Origin of the sequence: Bacteroides salyersiae WAL 10018 = DSM 18765 = JCM 12988 (assembly GCF_000381365.1) — a bacterium.
Classification (GTDB): domain Bacteria; phylum Bacteroidota; class Bacteroidia; order Bacteroidales; family Bacteroidaceae; genus Bacteroides; species Bacteroides salyersiae.
Genome location: NZ_KB905466.1, coordinates 2,458,582 through 2,476,724, shown reverse-complemented (window position 1 = coordinate 2,476,724; position 18,143 = coordinate 2,458,582). Strand labels below are relative to the sequence as shown.

Here is an 18,143-nt window from a genome sequence, read left to right as displayed (position 1 = left end):
ATATAAATTATATGACTATCTAAATCAAAACAGTATAAATCAAATACTATAATCCCAACTTCGCCGATATCTCCAACATCCTCTTTATCGGCTTCACCGCTCTTTCCGCCACTTCCGGATCGACTAATATCTCCGGTGCTTCATTCTTCAGACAGTCATAGAGCTTCTCCAGCGTATTTAATCTCATGAAGCTACACTCATTGCATGCACAGGTACTATCGTTCGGAGGAGCGGGGATAAACGTCTTTTCCGGGCATTTCTTCTGCATCTCATGCAGAATACCCGATTCGGTGGCTACAATAAACCGTTGTTCACTGCTGTTAACAGCATACTTCAACAGGGCAGCTGTAGAACCGACAACATCGGCCAACTTTAACACCGTACTTTTACATTCGGGATGTGCAAGTACGACAGCATCGGGATATTGCGCTTTCAGTTCCAGAATCTTTTCTACCGAAAATTGTTCATGCACATGGCAGGCACCGTCCCATAATAACATCTGCCGGTTGGTAACTGAGTTGATATAATTCCCTAAATTACGGTCGGGCCCGAAAATAATTTTCTCATCTTTGGGAAAGCTTTCCACGATTTGCTTGGCATTAGTGGAGGTTACTACCACATCGGTCACCGCTTTTACGGCTGCCGTAGTGTTTACATAGGATATTACCGTATATCCCGGGTGCTCTTTGACAAATTGTGCAAACTGATCGGCCGGACAACTGTCGGCCAGTGAACAACCGGCATTCATATCGGGCACCAACACTTTCTTATCCGGACAGAGTACTTTGGCCGTTTCGCCCATAAAGTGAACACCGCACATCACAATGATATCCGCTTCCGTTTTGGCAGCCCATTGAGCCAAAGCTAAGCTGTCACCCACGTAATCAGCGATATCCTGTATTTCACCTTTCTGGTAGTAGTGACCCAGAATGATTGCATTCTTCTCTTTCTTCAGCTCGTTAATAGCTTTTATGAGTTCATTCATAATAATTTTATTTTCTCTTCCTTTTAGAAAGAAATTCTTTGTTAGTGATAATAACCTGTTAATAGTGTTAGCAAATAAAAGCGATTTTTCTTGCCAGATTAGTTATTAGTCTCCAATAAACGATTATCAGTAGGTTATGAACGGACTGAACAGAGTCTATTGATTGATAATAAGCTATCTTTTGCTATCTATTAACATCTTGTTGATAAAGTGCAAAGTTAAAAACTTTATGGATATAAACAGGGCATTATGTACTGAAAAATATGTTTAAGAATATGTCGAAAGTTTATATTAACTTTTTTGGATTGTTCATTCCACAGCTTCTTTATACCTTCTTCTGAATAATGCAAGAGATAGTTTTCAAAATCTTTGCCGAAAGTTTTGACAGGTTTTCAACGGTTATAAACAGGCATGTTAACAGAAAAGAATTACCTTTGCATAAAGAACAGAAGAATATGAGAAAATTGAAGATAACCGAACTGAACAGGATCAGTGCAGAAGAATTTAAAAAGGCTGATAAACTGCCTTTGGTAGTGATATTGGATGATATCAGAAGTCTGCATAACATCGGTTCTGTATTCCGTACATCGGATGCTTTTCGTATTGAATGTATTTATTTGTGTGGTATTACGGCCACTCCTCCGCATCCGGAAATGCATAAAACTGCTTTAGGTGCTGAATTCACTGTAAACTGGAAGTATGTTAATAACGCTGTTGATGCTGTTGATAACCTCAGAAAAGAGGGATATATCGTTTATTCGGTGGAACAGGCTGAAGGAAGTATCATGCTCGATGAATTGAAATTGGATAAAACGAAGAAATATGCCATTGTCATGGGAAATGAAGTGAAAGGAGTGCAACAGGAAGTGATCGATCATTCGGACGGCTGCATTGAAATTCCTCAATATGGTACGAAACATTCACTGAACGTATCTGTGGCGGCAGGAATTGTGATATGGGAACTCTTTATTCAGTTGAAAGCTTAATTTAGTTGAAAGTTGAGAGTTGAAAGTTAGCTGCGCTATACATACACGCTGCATAGTAACTTTCAACTTTCAACTTTCAACTTTCAACTAAAAAAGGCTTTCAACTCTCTCAAATTTGTCCGTTTTCCACCAGCAATACCACCCGTTCAGTGAGTTTATCTTCTCCTGCCGGGTCATATTCCTTTTTAAGACTGGCACCGAAAAGAGCGGCGAATGTTTGATAGAAACCCGCTTTGAAAGGGCCCATAAAGGCTTTGACCAGTTCAAACGAGGTTTGATTGCTTTGTCGGTCCACTAACTTTATCAACAGTTTACCTTGTGCAAAAGTTAATTTCTTCATACGTGGTGTATATTGTTCTTTGAGGCCCTTCTCTACCTTTTTGATGTGACGTTGCCGGGCTTTTTCGTTCGGCAGGGTTTGTAGATATTCGTATGTTTCGAGGATGGTCCGGTTTATTTCACGGGCAATGGGATACACCTTTTTGACATTTCTCACCAATTTGTAATATTCTCTCCGTTCTTTGTCATTTTTGAATTTTAGCGGTTTGAATATATAGACAGTTCGTAGTTGAACGTAAGGAATGGTATCTCCTTCGTAAATACAGACCGGAACAAGATATCCGCCATTGTTTTGCTTCTCTTGTGCCCGGCTGGATAGAGATACAAAAAACAGAGCGAACAGCGTAAGTATTACTATGTTAGGCCTTATATTCATACTGCAAAATTACAAGATTATTTTATTATTTGTTCAATTCCTTGTAGTGTTAACCTATTTAAAGTATCTTCGTTGTCTTGTAAAAGTAAAATTAGATGAAAAACACATGGCTTTTACGCCTGTCCATAGTTATTAACTTCCTGTTGATAATACCTGTTAATAATGCTCAAAACCCTTCTGTGAGTTTTCTGGATGATGTAATGGAGGATATCTCTGTTAATAACGATGAAGAAGAATTAAATTGGGAAAATGTCATTGAAGAACTTTCTGAACGAATTCAGCAACCTGTCAATTTGAATTCGGCCACAAAAGAGCAGTTGGAACAATTTCCTTTTCTCAACGATATCCAGATTGAAAATCTTTTGGCATACGTCTATATCAATGGACAAATGCAGACTATTTATGAATTACAGTTGGTGGAAGAAATGGACTGGGAAACGATTCATTATTTACTTCCTTTTGTTTGTGTACAACCGGTTCATAAGAGAGAGGCTTATCCATCGCTAAAAAGCATATTCAAGTATGGGAAACATGAGTTATTAACTCGCATGGATATTCCGTTTTATACCCGTAAAGGGTATGAACAAACTTATTTAGGTCCTCCTGTATACCACTCTCTGCGATATGGATTCCGCTATAAAGAGCATATTTATGCCGGAATGACCGGTGAGAAAGATGCCGGTGAACCTTTTGGAGCATTGCACAATAAACAAGGGTATGATTACTATTCATATTATTTGTTCATAAGTAGGTTAGGCCGGTTGAAAACTTTAGCTTTGGGTAATTATCGTTTAAGCTTCGGACAAGGATTGGTGATAAGTACCGATTTTTTAATGGGTAAAGGAACAAGCTTTTCTTCATTTACGTTTCGGAGTGGCGGCATACGGAAACATTCTTCTACGGATGAATACAATTACTTTCGAGGGATAGCTGCCGCCGTAAATTTGAATAAGTATTTTGTTTTGTCGGGTTTTTACTCGTATCGCCATATGGATGGGGTGGTTCAAGAAGGAGAAATAACCTCTATCTATAAAACCGGTTTGCATCGTAGCCGGAAAGAGGCCGACAAGAAGAATGTTTTCACAATGCAATTGGCAGGTGGAAACATAACTTACACGGACAATCACCTGAAATTGGGACTGACAGGTATATACTATTTTTTTAATCATCCTTTTGAACCCGATTTGCGGGAATATTCAAAATATAATATGCATGGCAATCGATTTTATAATGCCGGATTGGAATACGGATACCGTTGGCATCGCTTTTCTTTTCAGGGTGAAACGGCTATCGGAAAAAAAGGATTTGCTACTTTAAACAAGATACGGTATTCTCCTATGCAGGGTACTCATTTATCGCTCATCTATCGTTATTATGCACATGATTATTGGGCTATGTTTGCCCGTTCGTTTGGTGAAAGCAGCAGTGTTCAAAATGAAAATGGCTGGTATCTGAGTGGTGAAATAACTCCATCCCGTTATTGGAAACTGTTTGCTTCCATTGATTTATTTTCTTTTCCTTGGTGGAAATACAGGATCAGCAAACCTTCTCAGGGTGTGGACGGATTGCTACAGGTTACTTTTGCTCCTCACGAAAATCTTACTATGTATCTGAATTATCGTTACAAGCGGAAAGAAAGGGATGTTTCGGGAACAAACGGAAAAATAACATTGCCTGTTTATCATCATCGGTTACGTTATCGGCTGAACTATTCACCGGGAGAGTTGTTTTCCTTCCGTACAACGGCCGATTATAATCATTTTCATTCATTGGGAAAATTACCCGGCCAAGGTTATCAGCTTACACAGGTAATAACTTGCAGGCCACTTCATTTTCCGTTGAAAACAGAATTGCAGGGAAGTTATTTTCATACGGATGATTATGATACCCGGGTGTATATTGCAGAAAAAGGTCTGCTTTATACTTTTTATACCCCTTCTTTTCAAGGAGAAGGAGTGCGTGTAGCCATCAATCTGCGTTACGATTTGAATACACACTGGATGGTAATAGCCAAGTTCGGCCAGACTATATACAGGAACCGCAGTGAGATTGGTTCGGGTTATGATTTGATAGCAAGCAATAAAAAAGCGGACCTGCAGATGCAATTGCGCTTAAAGTTTTAATATATTTGTGCATCCTATTTTCAATATTATGGTAAGGCTGATTAGGTAAATTGTCATAGGGCAATTATAAAATATCAAGCTATATATACTAACTAATCATCCTTGAATCGTCAAATAGTAAATCGTCAAATAGTAAATAGATATGACTGTTATTTATCCATCTCCTATTTTCGGCCCTGTTCATTCCCGCCGTTTGGGAGTATCATTGGGAATAAATCTTTTACCTTCCGATGGAAAGGTATGTTCGTTCGATTGTATTTATTGTGAATGTGGTTTTAATGCCGATCATCGTCCTTCCAAAGCGTTACCTACCCGTGAAGAAGTGCGGGAAGCTTTGGAAACCCGCTTAAAAGATATGCAGGTAAACGGTCTTTTTCCCGATGTACTGACGTTTGCCGGTAATGGTGAGCCTACGGCACACCCTCATTTTCCGGAAATCATAGAAGATACATTGGCACTTCGTGATAAATATTTTCCGAATGCAAAAGTAAGTGTGTTAAGTAATTCCACATTTATTCATCGTCCTGCTGTTTTTGAGGCATTGAATAAGATAGATAATAATATACTGAAACTCGATACGGTGGATGATGAGTATATTCATTTGGTAGATCGTCCGGCAGGAAAGTATACCGTGTCCGATATCGTGGAACATTTGAAGGCATTCAAAGGAAACTGCATTATCCAGACTATGTTTATGAAAGGCACTTACCAAGGTAAAGATGTGGATAATACTTCTGATAAATATGTCTTGCCTTGGCTTGAAGCCGTAAAAGCAATAGCTCCCCGGCAAGTGATGATATATACGATCGATCGTGAAACACCGGATCATGATCTGGAGAAAGCTACACATGAAGAATTGGACAGAATAGTATCCTTATTGACAGAAGCCGGTATTCGTGCTACTGCTTCTTATTAAGACGTAGATAGACAACATCCGGATGTTTTGCCTGATAACATCCCCATGTTTTATTACACAACATCCCCATGTTGCCGTGCAGAACATGGGGATGTTTTCTATATTGGAATAGTTCGTTTGTATCTATTCAACCTTATTTTTAGTAGAGAATTGACTATATACAATATACCATCATAACTCTCAACTTTTAACTTTCAATTCCTCAATTTTCTCCAATAATTTCTTTTGCTCTTTCTAAGGCCACATTGATATTCGGACATATGTTTTCTTCTCCCAATAATTCATAGAAACCGGATTTTCTGAGTACATTGTGTACTTTCTCATTGACTCCCGAAAGTACGATTGTTGTCTTTTCCTTTTGAGACATTCTGCACAGGTTGGATAAATTGTGAATACCGGTTGAGTCGATAAAGGGCACTTTACGCATGCGGATGATACGAACGGCGGGGCGATCTCCCAACTGTGCCATAACCTCTTCGAATTGTGTAGCGATACCAAAGAAGTAAGGACCGTTGATTTCATATACCTCTACCCCTTTTGGAATACTCAGATGTTCTTCATGGACGGCTATGTCGAGTTCAGAATTCGGATCTATCTCGTTGGTAATAACAGAAATTTTGGTGGTTTCCATTACACGTTTCATAAACAATACACAGGCAATGATTAATCCTACTTCAATAGCAATGGTCAGATCAAAGATGATGGTTAGGAAGAAAGTGATCAGCAATACGGTAACGTCCGATTTCGGATTTTTCAATAATGCCTTGAATGTGCGCCATCCGCTCATATTATAAGAAACGATGACCAGTACACCGGCCAGACATGCCATGGGAATGTATTGCGCCAATGGCATTAGAAATAGAAGGATAAGCAACAGGACAACTGCATGAATGATTCCGGCTACAGGAGTTTTTCCACCGTTATTAATGTTGGTCATCGTACGGGCAATGGCTCCTGTTGCAGGGATACCGCCAAATAAGGGAGTTATGATGTTGGCAGCACCTTGGGCTATCAGTTCCGTATTGGAATCATGCCGGTCTCCTATCACACCATCGGCTACTGTGGCCGAAAGCAAAGATTCGATGGCCCCCAATACAGCGATTGTAATGGCTACCGGAAACAAATTTTTAATGGCTTCCCAATTCAGTGAGGGGACTACTGCATCAGGCAATTCGGAATTGATAGTAAAACGGTCACCGATGGTATCGATACAATCGATGCCACCATATACTTTCATCAGATATACGGCAATTGTCACTACAATAATGGCAATCAGAGAGCCGGGCACTTTTTTTGAGAACTTAGGAGTGATGGCGATGATGACCACACTGATGATACTCACGATAGTATTCCACCAGTTCACTGTGTCGAAATGACGGAAATAAATCAGCCATTTTCCTATAAAGTCTCCCGGTACTTTCTCATCTCCGAAGTTCAATCCGAAAATATCGGCGATCTGTGTGGTAAAGATAGTTACGGCGATACCGCTTGTAAAACCTACGATAATGGGATAGGGAATGAATTTGATGACTGCTCCCAATTTGAATACACCCAATAATACCAAGATGACTCCTGCCATTAAAGTGGCGACGATGAGTCCTGCTTCTCCGTATTGTTGGATAATACCATAAATAATAACGATAAATGCTCCGGTCGGACCTCCGATCTGTACTTTGCTTCCACCTAACAGTGAAATGATAAATCCTGCAATGATGGCGGTGATAATACCTTTTTCGGGAGAGACCCCCGATGCGATACCGAATGCGATAGCCAATGGAAGAGCTACGATACCTACAATGATACCTGCCATAAGATCGGCTGTGAACGTCTCTTTCGAGTAGTTTTTTAGTGTAGAAAACAGTTTTGGTTTGAATGCTAAAATTTTCATTTTATTAATGCTATGATACGTTAATGTATACGAAAATTATATGTGATTTTATCAGTTTTGCTAAATAGAGGTTGCAAAATTACATAAAATAAATCTAATAGTATGTTTTTAAGCATATAATTTGATTTAGATAGAATTTATCAATGATCCGATAGAATTTATTAATAAAGAAAAACATACTTATTTTGAACATAATCCGTATATTTGTGTTATAAATAAACAACACTGACGTAATTATACTAATTAATTAAATATATAAGACTATTATGGCTAAAAGTATTAAAGGTACTCAAACAGAGAAAAATCTGTTGACATCATTTGCCGGAGAATCACAGGCAAGAATGCGTTACACTTATTATGCAAGTGTTGCAAAAAAAGAAGGTTACGAACAAATCGCTGCTATTTTTACTGAAACGGCTGATCAGGAAAAAGAACATGCAAAACGTATGTTTAAGTATCTTGAAGGCGGTATGGTAGAAATTACTGCCAGCTATCCTGCCGGAGTTATCAGTACTACTCTTAACAATTTGTTGGAAGCTGCTGCCGGTGAGCATGAAGAATGGTCGCAAGACTATCCGCATTTTGCCGATGTAGCCGAACAGGAAGGTTTTTATGAAATCGCTGCCATGTATCGCAATATTTCTGTTGCCGAAAAAGGCCATGAAGAAAGATATCGTGCTTTTGTAAATAATATTGAGACAGCTTCTGTTTTTGCTAAAGAAGGTGAAGTAGTATGGCAATGTCGTAATTGCGGCTATATCACTATCGGCAAGGAAGCTCCCGAAGTTTGCCCGGCATGTTTACATCCGCAAGCTTATTTTGAAGTAAAAAAAGAAAACTATTAATAAATCGTTATCCGGTTTTGGGAAAGCGGCTTATCTCTAAGAGATAGGCCGCTTTTTATTTTGCTGTCTGTTTGATTTAAAGACTTAGTTGTAATGTTGTATAATTTATATATTTTATTTATATTTGCTTCTTATATATAACTAATACTAAAAAGACAAAATGTCTTACTAACTATGATAAAAAAAAGAATAAATCATCTATTGAGTAAAACGGCGATCAAAACTTTGCTGATATCGGTTCTGTGTTTTTTATCTTTTTCCTTTTCCAGGGCCAATGATGTTTATTTCCATCATTTGGGGATTAAAGACGGGTTGACTCAAATCAGTATCTTTTCTCTTTATCAGGATGAGACAGGAGCTATGTGGTTCGGTTCTTTTGAAGGATTGAACAGGTATAACGGACGGGAAATTACTACCTTTCGTCCGTCTCAGAATAATAAAGGATTGACTCAGAATGAAATTTACTCCATTTATGGCAATCGGAAAGGAGCCATTTATCTGCGCGCCGGACACGATTTAGTGAAATACGATGTTTTGACACAGGAGTTCATTTGTTTGGCACAAAAGGAAATCAATGGCATTTACTATGCGAATGATACTCTTTGGGTACTGTCGGATCATACCGTTTTTTATTATCTGGAAGGAAAAGAAGGATTGCATAAATTTTGTGATTTCGATCCGAAATTCGGAAATGGAAACTGTATTTTTTCGGATGGAGAATATCTGTGGATCGGAACGGAAAACAATTTGTTTTCGGTTTCTGTAAATAATCCTTTCGCCCCCCATCTGGTATTATCGGATGTTTTTGTAAAGCATCTTTATAAGAGTAAGAGAAATGATTTGTGGGTGAGTACGGATATGAGCGGAGTTTATAGAATATCTTCTCAGAATCAAGTGACCAATTTCCGTAATTCGCCCGGTAAGGAAAGCCTTTCGGACGATCATGTGAGAAGCGTTGTAGAGGATGAGTTCGGAAATATATGGATCGGTACTTTTTATGGGTTAAACAAATATGACCCTATTACCAATAAGTGGAAATGCTATACTCAGATAGACAATGTACCTTATAGTTTGAGCCATTCTTCGGTATTCAGCCTGTATAAAGATATGCAAGGTAACATTTGGGTAGGAACTTATTTCGGGGGTATCAACCGTTTTAATCCGAGGGCCGATATCTATCACTTTTATGGCGCATTGGGAGGAAACAATCCAAACTATCTCAGTTTTCCGTTTGTAGGCAAGATGGTGGAAGATAAAAATGGTAATCTCTGGATTTGTACCGAAGGCGGCGGGTTGAATTTCTTCAACCGTGAGACCAAGCAATTTAAAAGTTTCATGCAAGGGAGTACTCCCGGAAGTATAAGCCATAATAATTTGAAATGTATCAGATACTTGAAAGACAGGGATCTGCTATATATCGGAACTCATACCGGAGGACTGAATGTTTTTGATATAAAGTCGCAAAGGATAAGAGTTTTGAAAAATAATCCGGGAGATCCTCTGTCACTGCCCAATGATATTGTGAATGACATGCAGTTTTATAAAGACCGGCTTATCGTGTTGACGCAGGCAGGAGTGTATGGAATGGATTTGAAAAACGAAACATTTTCTTCGCTGTCTACCGATGAACAGGTAAATCAGGCGGTAGAACGTAAATTCTATTATGAAACTTTTCTGATTGATAGCAAAGACAGGATGTGGATTGCCAAATCGGATGGTGGTGTTGTGCGTATCAATCTGACTGATAATAAGATAAAGGAATATAATCCGGTATTGGAAGATACCACGTCGATAGGTAAATTCCGGATTACCCATATTCTGGAGGATAGTAAGGGAAATCTTTTTTTCGGTACGCTTGGTTCCGGTTTGTTTCTTTATCTTCCCGATACGGATACATTCCGGAATTTTACGGCGGAGAAGGGGGATTTACAGAGTAATTATTGTTATTACATCACCGAATCGCCTTATAATTACCTGATGATATTGCATAATAAAGGCGTATCTTTTTTCGATCCGCAGAATAGGCTTCTGAAGCATGTTTGTGGAATTCCGCAAATGAGTTTCAGTCAGGGATCGAGTGTCTATTCTACAAAAGACGGTGAAGTATTCTTTGGTGGAATTGATGGGTTGACATCCCTTTACGAACAGTTGCTCTATACCACTAAAAAGGAATACCAGCTCTATTTTGACAAACTCTGGATGTATAATAAAGAAGTCAAACCGGGAGATGAATCCGGAATTTTGCCTACTGCCCTCTCTTATTGTAAGGAGATAGAGTTAGATTATAATATGAACAATCTGTTTGTGGAATTTGCTACTTCGAATTATGTTTCCAACAATGATTTCCAGTATGAATATAAGCTGGTAGGACTTGACGATACTTGGTTTCCGGCACATTCCAATGTTATCAGTTATAATAATTTGAGTCCCGGCAAATACCGGTTGATTGTCCGGGAGGTCTGGGAAGATTCCAAAGCCGAAACCAAGCAGATAGAACTTGATATCAAGATTAATCCGCCATTTTATGCTACGGTCTGGGCTTATTTGCTTTATGCTTTGATTGTGGTTGGTATTTTATATGCCATATTCCGTTTTAACGTGCGGCAGGCCAAACTGAAAGCTTCGTTGGAATACGAAAGGAAAGAAAAAGAATATATTGAAGAGTTGAATCAGACAAAACTACGTTTCTTTACCAATATTTCGCATGAGTTCCGCACGTTGCTGACCCTTATTATCGTGCAGGTGGAGCTGTTATTGCAGCTCAACAAACTGAATCCGTCTGTGTATAACCGTGTATTGAAGATTTATAAGAATGCCCGGCACATGCGCGATCTGGTATCGGAATTGCTCGACTTCCGTAAACAGGAGCAGGGATTCCTGAAACTGAGAGTGGAATACATGGATATCGTAGCTTTCACTAAAGAGATCTACATGTCTTTCTACGAATATGCCTTAAAGCATTCTGTAAATTATAAGTTCGAACATATGGAAGAGAAATTGAACTTATGGTTCGATCCGGTTCAATTGCAGAAAGTAATATTCAATTTGTTATCCAATGCTTTTAAGTATACAAAGGTAAAAGGCAATATCACGGTTTCTATCCGTAAGGTGAAGAATGAGGTAGAAATAAGGGTGGAAGATGATGGAGTAGGTATATCGGAGGAGTCTATTCATAAGATATTCGACCGTTTCTATCAGGTCGACGGGCAAAGTTCGGAGTTTACGTTGGGTACCGGTATCGGTCTGGCAGTATCCAAAGGGATTGTGGAGTTGCATAAGGGCAGTATCCGTGTAGAGAGTGAGGTAGGAAAAGGCAGTGCTTTCATTGTTACTTTGCTGATGGGTAATGAGCATTTTCCGAAAGATATGCTGAGTGATAATGAATCTAATTTTCATTTGATCAAGGATGAGATTTCGGAAGGACTGAGTTTGGAAGAACTGATATCCGAAGAATCGGAAAAGGAACCGGAAACCGGTGATAAGGAAAAGGCGGAAGATACGGATAATGAACTGAAAGATTCTGCCAATAAGCCGGCCATCCTTATCGTAGAGGATAATCTGGAGATATTGGATATGCTGGAAGATATTTTCTCTCCCATCTATCGTGTTTATAAAGCTACTAATGGGAAAGAAGGATTTGAAGCCACCCGTCAGTTGCACCCTGATATCGTGTTAAGTGATGTGATGATGCCGGAAATGTCCGGTAAGGAGATGTGTCATAAGATTAAAAACAGCCTGGAAGTATCACATATTCCTGTGGTTCTGCTTACGGCACAGACTTCTGTAGAATATACCGTCGAAGGATATATGTTCGGTGCGGATGACTATGTAACTAAACCGTTTAATATCAAAGTACTTATATCGCGTTGTAATAATTTGGTGAGAACGCGTCGGATGCTTTACGAAAGGTTTAACCATATGTCTCAAACACCACTTATTTCTAATGCCGTCAATGAGCAGGATCAGGAATTGATAGATCGTGCTACGGCGATCATCAGAAAGTATTTCGATGATATAGATTTTGATATGAACGTATTGGCTTCCGAACTGGGTATCGGCCGCAGTAAGCTGTATCTAAGGATAAAGGAGATTACCGGCCTTACCCCTAACGAACTGACTCTGAAAATAAAACTCGAGGAGGCTATGTACTTACTTAATAATCAGCCGAATTTGAATATCTCAGAAATATCCTATCAACTCGGATTTTCATCGCCCCGCTATTTCAGTAAGTGTTTTAAATCGTTCTATGGAGTATCACCCCAGAATTGTAGAAAGGGAGTTAATTAAAGGGAGAAGGGAGAATGGAGAGGGGAGAAGTGCCATGCAGCGTGATTTTTATATTGAGCTGAGTGGGGAGCTTAAAAAGACGTAGCATCTTTTTTGGAGAGACAAGCATCTTTCAAAAAAAGACGTGACATCTTTTTCCGGAAGAATGCTGTCTCTTTTCATAAGCAGGGTTATTCTTTAAAATAACCTGTATTCAATATGTTTTTACCTCCTTCACCATCTTCATCTTTTTTCTCAATCGACTTATTCATCGGATATACAGGGTGAAGGCACGTACTATGGAATATGCTTACGGAGCATAAGGAGCATGCTTACGAAGTATAAGCACGGACCTTATCCTCCTTGGCCACCGTGCTCAGGCTCACTTTGCACGGTGGTCAGAAAAAGAGCAGGCTTCACCCTCTATCCCCTTATTTATCGGCCATACAGGAAAAAGGTAAAGGCGATGAAGGGGGGGTAAAATCAAGGTGATATATTGCTATTTGGAACCTGTTATTTCTTTAAATGTAAAAAGAGAGAAATAGTATAAAAAAGAGAGGGGAGAAATACTACGCAGCCTTATCACCCTGCATAGTACTTCTCCCCTCTCCATTCTTCCTTCTCCCTTTAATTAACTCCCTTTAGTTGACTACCATCCCGGGTTCTGAGTAATTCCCGGTGCTTTCAATATTTCGGATTTCGGGATCGGATAGAGATACATCCGTTCGTCAAATACCCGGTTTTCTACGGTATATTTACTGTAATGAGGTTCGTCATTATCATCTTTTACAATTTGCATACCTTCTATTTTCAGATAGTCGGCTTTCTCCTGCGGATCGTCTAACAGGCGCCAACGGCGGATATCGAAGAAGCGGTGTTCTTCAAATGCCAGTTCCACGCGGCGTTCGTTGCGGATTACTTCGCGCATCTCCTCTTTTGTCAGTCCGGCAGGCAATTTGTACGGGCTCAATTCTGCACGTTTGCGTATCAGTTCCACTACTTTATAGATTGAGTCGTTCGGTGCCTGACTCGGCGATTCGCAATATTCGTTCATGGCTTCGGCATAATTCAGCAGCACTTCGGCATAACGCATCAATATCCAGGTACGGGTGATGTTATTGGTTCTTCCGTCCCATACGGCTTGCGGTGACAGGAGTTTTTTCAGGTAATATCCCGTTTTGGTTGCTGTCTTATTGGTGGCGGTGGCATCTTTTCCGCCTTCGAATGTTTCAATGGTCTGGGTTTTATCATTCACGGTGAATTCAGATCCGTCATATGCGAAAGTCATGTAGAAACGTGGGTCGCGGCCTACGTAAGGATGATCTTCATCGTATCCCGATCCCGGTTCATTGATCCCTTTGCCATTTGCCATACCGAAAGCGTCTGCCAAGTTTTGTGTCGGGTTGGTCAAGCCTTTTCCTCCCATAGTCAACGGGGAGTTCTGTTGCTCAACCGACACCGTATTGTTATACTTGGTAGAGAACACGATTTCGCGATGATATTGCAGGAAGTTTTCGCTGACGGCATATAAATCGGTAAATGACTCGCTGTCGTCTGTAAAGTTCATCAGCTTGTATCTGAAGGCCGATTTTACAACCAATTGGGCAGCATCGGCCGAGCGTTTGTAGCGTTCTTTGTCATTGCCGGGATTGTTCAACGGGCTTGCCCAGTAGAGCAATGCGCGTGATTTCAGTCCGTAAGCGGCTCCGGTAGTAGGGCGTCCCAATTCTTTCTTGTCGTCGAATCCCACACTTTCGGAACTTCCTTTGTATTGTTCCGGCAGACGGTTGGCGGCCGAGTCGCAGTCGGCAATAATTTGTTTCATGCAATCGTCATACGAAGCGCGGGTGGCTTGCTGAGCTTCCTCAACCGTCAATGATTTTGTAAACAAAGGTACACCGCCGTAACGTTTGATCAGTTCGAAATAGAAATAGGCACGCAGGAAAAATGCTTCTCCTTTCATACGCTCACGGGTACGGATCAACTGTTCGTCCGTTCCGGAAACAGTCGGTTTAACCGGCATTTTAAGATCGTCGATTCTTTCAAGGAAGCGGTTTACGATGCGGATTCCCTCATAGTTTTTGCTCCATACGTTTTCTACCAGAAAGTAAGAATCCCATGTACCGTTATTAAAACCTTTGATGTCACTTGTCACATCCGAGTGTACCGCTTCGTCGCATCCGGCTGCCAGCATTGCATTGTCGATATAATTGTATCCGCTTGGCAGCTTGTTGTATGCGTCGTTCAAGAACCCGAAAGCACGCCGGGTTTCATTCCATATATCTTCTTCTCCTAATTTACCGTCTTTTGCCGGATCCAGAAAAGAATCGCAACCGGCAAAAAGGAAAGAGAAAGTCAAGCCTAAACCTATAATATATTTATTGATTTTCATAATCGTAGTGTTTTTAAAGTTTGATAGATATACCGAAAGAGAATGTTCTCAATAAAGGATATTCAGAATATCCGGCATTCATCGCTTCCGGGTTACGGCCATCTATTGCATTTGAGAAAGTGAACAGATTATTGGCATTTACATAAACACGCAATGAAGAAAGGAAGATCTTTTTCATCAGTTGTTTGGGGAATGTATAGCCTACTTCTGCGGATGAAATGCGGAGCAGAGAGGTTTTCTTCTGCCAGAAATCCGATGTCTGCGTGTTATATTCACGGGAGATGCTCAGTCCCGGATAGGCTGTCTGTACAGCCGGATCATTCGGATTCCAACGGTTCTCATAGGCATAAGGAGTAAACTTGTTCGGAATATAATGCGTAGAGAACAAAGAAGATCCTTCCAGATTGCACTGAATGTCGAATCCTTTGTAATTACCTCCCAATGTAGCACCGAATATGATTTCCGGCAATGAATTTCCCAAAGCTACCATATCCGATTCGTCGATCACATTGTCATCTTCCGGATTCTGGTTTTTATAAACGATGTCACCTAAGACAGGACTTCCGAAAGAACCTGTAGGGGCATTTACCAGTTGGTCGGGATGAGTATACAGGCCATTGGTTTCGAAACCGAAGCGTGTGCCGATGGAGTGTCCTTTGCGGTATTGATGAGCATATTTGTAAGCTATCTCTTTCAGGTCGATAATCTTGTTTTTTGCCCACAACATGTTTCCTCCGACAAAGAATCCGCCGTTTTTGTATTGCTTGTTATAAAGCACATTGAAGTCGATACCCTGGTTATCGATCGATCCGCCGTTGTATTTGGAAAGGCCGATACCGATTAATGAAGGAACGATATTGGAATAATCTACCAGTACATCCCGGCGTTTTTCATTGAAATAGTTCATGGTAAATGAAAGTCCTCTCCATAGTTCCAAGTCGAATCCTACGTTAAACTTGTATGATTTCTCCCATGTTTCGTCCGGATTGGCCAATACTCCTTCCTGTGAACCGTCGGTGCTTCCGTTCGGGTTACCGAAAGCATATCCGCCCGATGAAGTGAATTCCTGACGATAAGGGAAACGGCGGCCGCCGGTCTGGTCGTTACCGTTCACACCATAAGAGACCCTGAATTTCAGGAAGTCGATCGCTTCTGCCGATTGCAGCCATTTCTCGTCCGAAGCAACCCATGCCAATCCGACGGCCGGGAAGAATCCGGTACGTTTTCCGCTTCTGTAATTGCTGGAACCCTGATAAGAAGCTGTTACTTCTGCGTAGTAGCGTTTGTTGAAGCCATATTGTGCACGCATGGCCAGTCCCTGATATTTATAATCCGGATTATCGCCCGGAACCGTTTCGCTGGAATGATTGTAGAACAGCCGGACAGCCAGGTCGTGTACACTTCCGAAGGTGTGGTTGTAGTTAAGGCCTGCGCCCAATGTGTTATAGCGGTAGAATCCGTCCATCATGGCCGAACTACGGCTGTTTTTATACTCGTCTTTACCGAATTGCGTATACGTACCGTCTGTATTCTCCTGGAATACGGCATAAGTATTGTTGATGCTCAAGTATTGCATATTGAAGTTTTCGAAACCGTAATAAGCATCGACCGACAATCCCGGCAACAGCATATCCAAATCATATTTTCCTTTTACCTGTACATTGAGCAGGCGGGATTCGTCTTTCCGGTAGCCGTGACGGTTCAACAGTCCGTAAGGGTTGGTCTGATATTCGGAAGTACCGCCGAGCGAGCCATCTTTATTGAACATCGGGAAAGCATTGGCAGGCAGGGTCATCAGTGTATTAAACACAGAGTTGGTAGCCGCCGCTACTTCCGAACCGGTGTTGGCAGCCTTGTTTTTATCGATGGCGGCAGAAACTAAAATATTGAACAGCATTCCTTTGATAGGATTGATATCCAGATTGGAACGGAAATTGAAACGTTCGTAAATGTTGTTGGCACTTGCATCCTTGAAAATTCCCTCTTGTTTCATATAACCGGCAGTCACGAAGTAGCGTGCCAGGCCGTTGCCTCCCGAAGCAGAGAAATTATAGTGCTGGAAAGGAGAACTGTTGCCGATGAAACGATCCTTGTAGTTTTCATCCGGATAGAGATACGGGTCTCTGTCCGAGCGAAGATACATATCGGGATTATACATGGGAGACGAACCGTCATTCTTCAAAGCCTCATTGTAGAGTGTTGAATATTGGTAAGCGTTTAAGCGGTCGGACATGTATTCTGGGGTTTGGAATCCGGCACGGATATCCACATTGATCGAGTGTTTTACTTCACTACCATGTTTGGTTTTGATCAGAATAACACCGTTGGCTCCGCGCATGCCGTACATGGCCAGGGCCGATGCGTCTTTCAGTACCGAGATGCTTTCCACTTCATTAAAGTCCATCAGGTCGATGTTGGCTTCTATATCGTCCACTAAGATCAGAGGTTTGGCATTGGCATTGGTAGCCATACCCCGTACATAAAAGGTATAGTTGCTTTTACCTAATTTTTCTCCTCCGTTTTTAATTGAATAGAGTCCGGAAAGCGTTCCGTTCATGGCCTGTTCGATACTGCTCACCGTGTTCTTTTCAATTACATCGGTACCGATGCTCGATACGGCAGAAGTCATGCTTCTTTTGGATTGTTCTCCATAAGACACACCGATCATTTCGTCTTCATACGTCAGGTATTTTACCATTTTCAGCGTATAGACCGGTTGATTGTCGAGACGTTTGATTACCGGACGGTAGCCTTTCAGGTTGACCACCAATACATCCGACGGATCGAGCAACATATAGAATTTACCATCCTCATCCGTTACGGCATCTGTCTGTTTCTCTTGCACATTTACGGTGATACCGGGCATGGGGACATTGTTTTCATCGACCACAATACCTTCAACAGTTACTGTCGAGTTCTTTTGGGTCTTTTGAGCTTTTACCGGCGTTACCGATAAAAGCAGCGTACACAGAACGGTGCACAAATATATAAATCTCTTCATTTGAATCATATTTTAGGGTTTATACC

Annotated in this window: 10 protein-coding genes; 5 read left to right on the top strand and 5 right to left on the bottom strand. The window is 40.8% G+C overall.

The window, feature by feature from the left end:
- Positions 1–46: 46 nt before the first annotated feature.
- A complete protein-coding gene (gene nadA / locus HMPREF1532_RS09215) occupies positions 47–985 on the bottom strand; it encodes a quinolinate synthase NadA (protein ID WP_005928104.1) in 939 nt (312 codons plus the stop codon).
- A 455-nt stretch (positions 986–1,440) separates the two neighbouring features.
- Here nadA and HMPREF1532_RS09210 point away from each other — a divergent pair, with 455 nt between their 5' ends.
- Positions 1,441–1,971, top strand: a complete 531-nt coding sequence (locus HMPREF1532_RS09210) for an RNA methyltransferase (protein ID WP_005928102.1) — start codon at positions 1,441–1,443, stop codon at positions 1,969–1,971.
- 109 nt (positions 1,972–2,080) lie between these two features.
- Here HMPREF1532_RS09210 and HMPREF1532_RS09205 read toward each other — a convergent pair whose 3' ends face one another.
- Positions 2,081–2,686: a DUF4294 domain-containing protein gene (locus tag HMPREF1532_RS09205; RefSeq protein ID WP_005928099.1), complete on the bottom strand. Its 606-nt coding sequence runs from the start codon at positions 2,684–2,686 to the stop codon at positions 2,081–2,083.
- Positions 2,687–2,781: 95 nt separating this feature from the next.
- On the opposite strand from HMPREF1532_RS09205, the gene HMPREF1532_RS09200 reads away from it, so the two are divergent.
- Positions 2,782–4,809, top strand: coding sequence for a helix-hairpin-helix domain-containing protein (locus HMPREF1532_RS09200; protein ID WP_005928096.1), 2,028 nt, complete (start codon positions 2,782–2,784; stop codon positions 4,807–4,809).
- Positions 4,810–4,951: 142 nt separating this feature from the next.
- Positions 4,952–5,725 carry a radical SAM protein gene (locus tag HMPREF1532_RS09195; RefSeq protein ID WP_005928093.1) on the top strand — a complete coding sequence of 258 codons (774 nt, stop codon included), beginning with the start codon at positions 4,952–4,954 and terminating at the stop codon, positions 5,723–5,725.
- Positions 5,726–5,927: 202 nt separating this feature from the next.
- On the opposite strand, the gene HMPREF1532_RS09190 is transcribed toward HMPREF1532_RS09195, so the two are convergent.
- Positions 5,928–7,613, bottom strand: coding sequence for a SulP family inorganic anion transporter (locus tag HMPREF1532_RS09190; protein ID WP_005928089.1), 1,686 nt, complete (start codon positions 7,611–7,613; stop codon positions 5,928–5,930).
- Between the two features lie 266 nt (positions 7,614–7,879).
- On the opposite strand from HMPREF1532_RS09190, the gene rbr reads away from it, so the two are divergent.
- Together rbr and HMPREF1532_RS09180 are read left to right on the top strand one after the other, a co-directional pair.
- Positions 7,880–8,458: a rubrerythrin gene (rbr, locus tag HMPREF1532_RS09185; RefSeq protein ID WP_002558465.1), complete on the top strand. Its 579-nt coding sequence runs from the start codon at positions 7,880–7,882 to the stop codon at positions 8,456–8,458.
- Between the two features lie 174 nt (positions 8,459–8,632).
- The gene (locus HMPREF1532_RS09180) at positions 8,633–12,745 is read left to right on the top strand and encodes a hybrid sensor histidine kinase/response regulator transcription factor (RefSeq protein ID WP_244266417.1); all 4,113 of its coding nucleotides are present in this window, start codon (positions 8,633–8,635) and stop codon (positions 12,743–12,745) included.
- 628 nt (positions 12,746–13,373) lie between these two features.
- Here HMPREF1532_RS09180 and HMPREF1532_RS09175 read toward each other — a convergent pair.
- Both HMPREF1532_RS09175 and HMPREF1532_RS09170 read right to left on the bottom strand, forming a co-directional pair.
- Positions 13,374–15,116, bottom strand: coding sequence for a RagB/SusD family nutrient uptake outer membrane protein (locus HMPREF1532_RS09175; RefSeq protein ID WP_005928082.1), 1,743 nt, complete (start codon positions 15,114–15,116; stop codon positions 13,374–13,376).
- Between the two features lie 13 nt (positions 15,117–15,129).
- Complete coding sequence (locus tag HMPREF1532_RS09170; RefSeq protein ID WP_005928080.1) at positions 15,130–18,117, bottom strand: SusC/RagA family TonB-linked outer membrane protein; 2,988 nt, start codon at positions 18,115–18,117, stop codon at positions 15,130–15,132.
- Between the last annotated feature and the right edge of the window lie 26 nt (positions 18,118–18,143).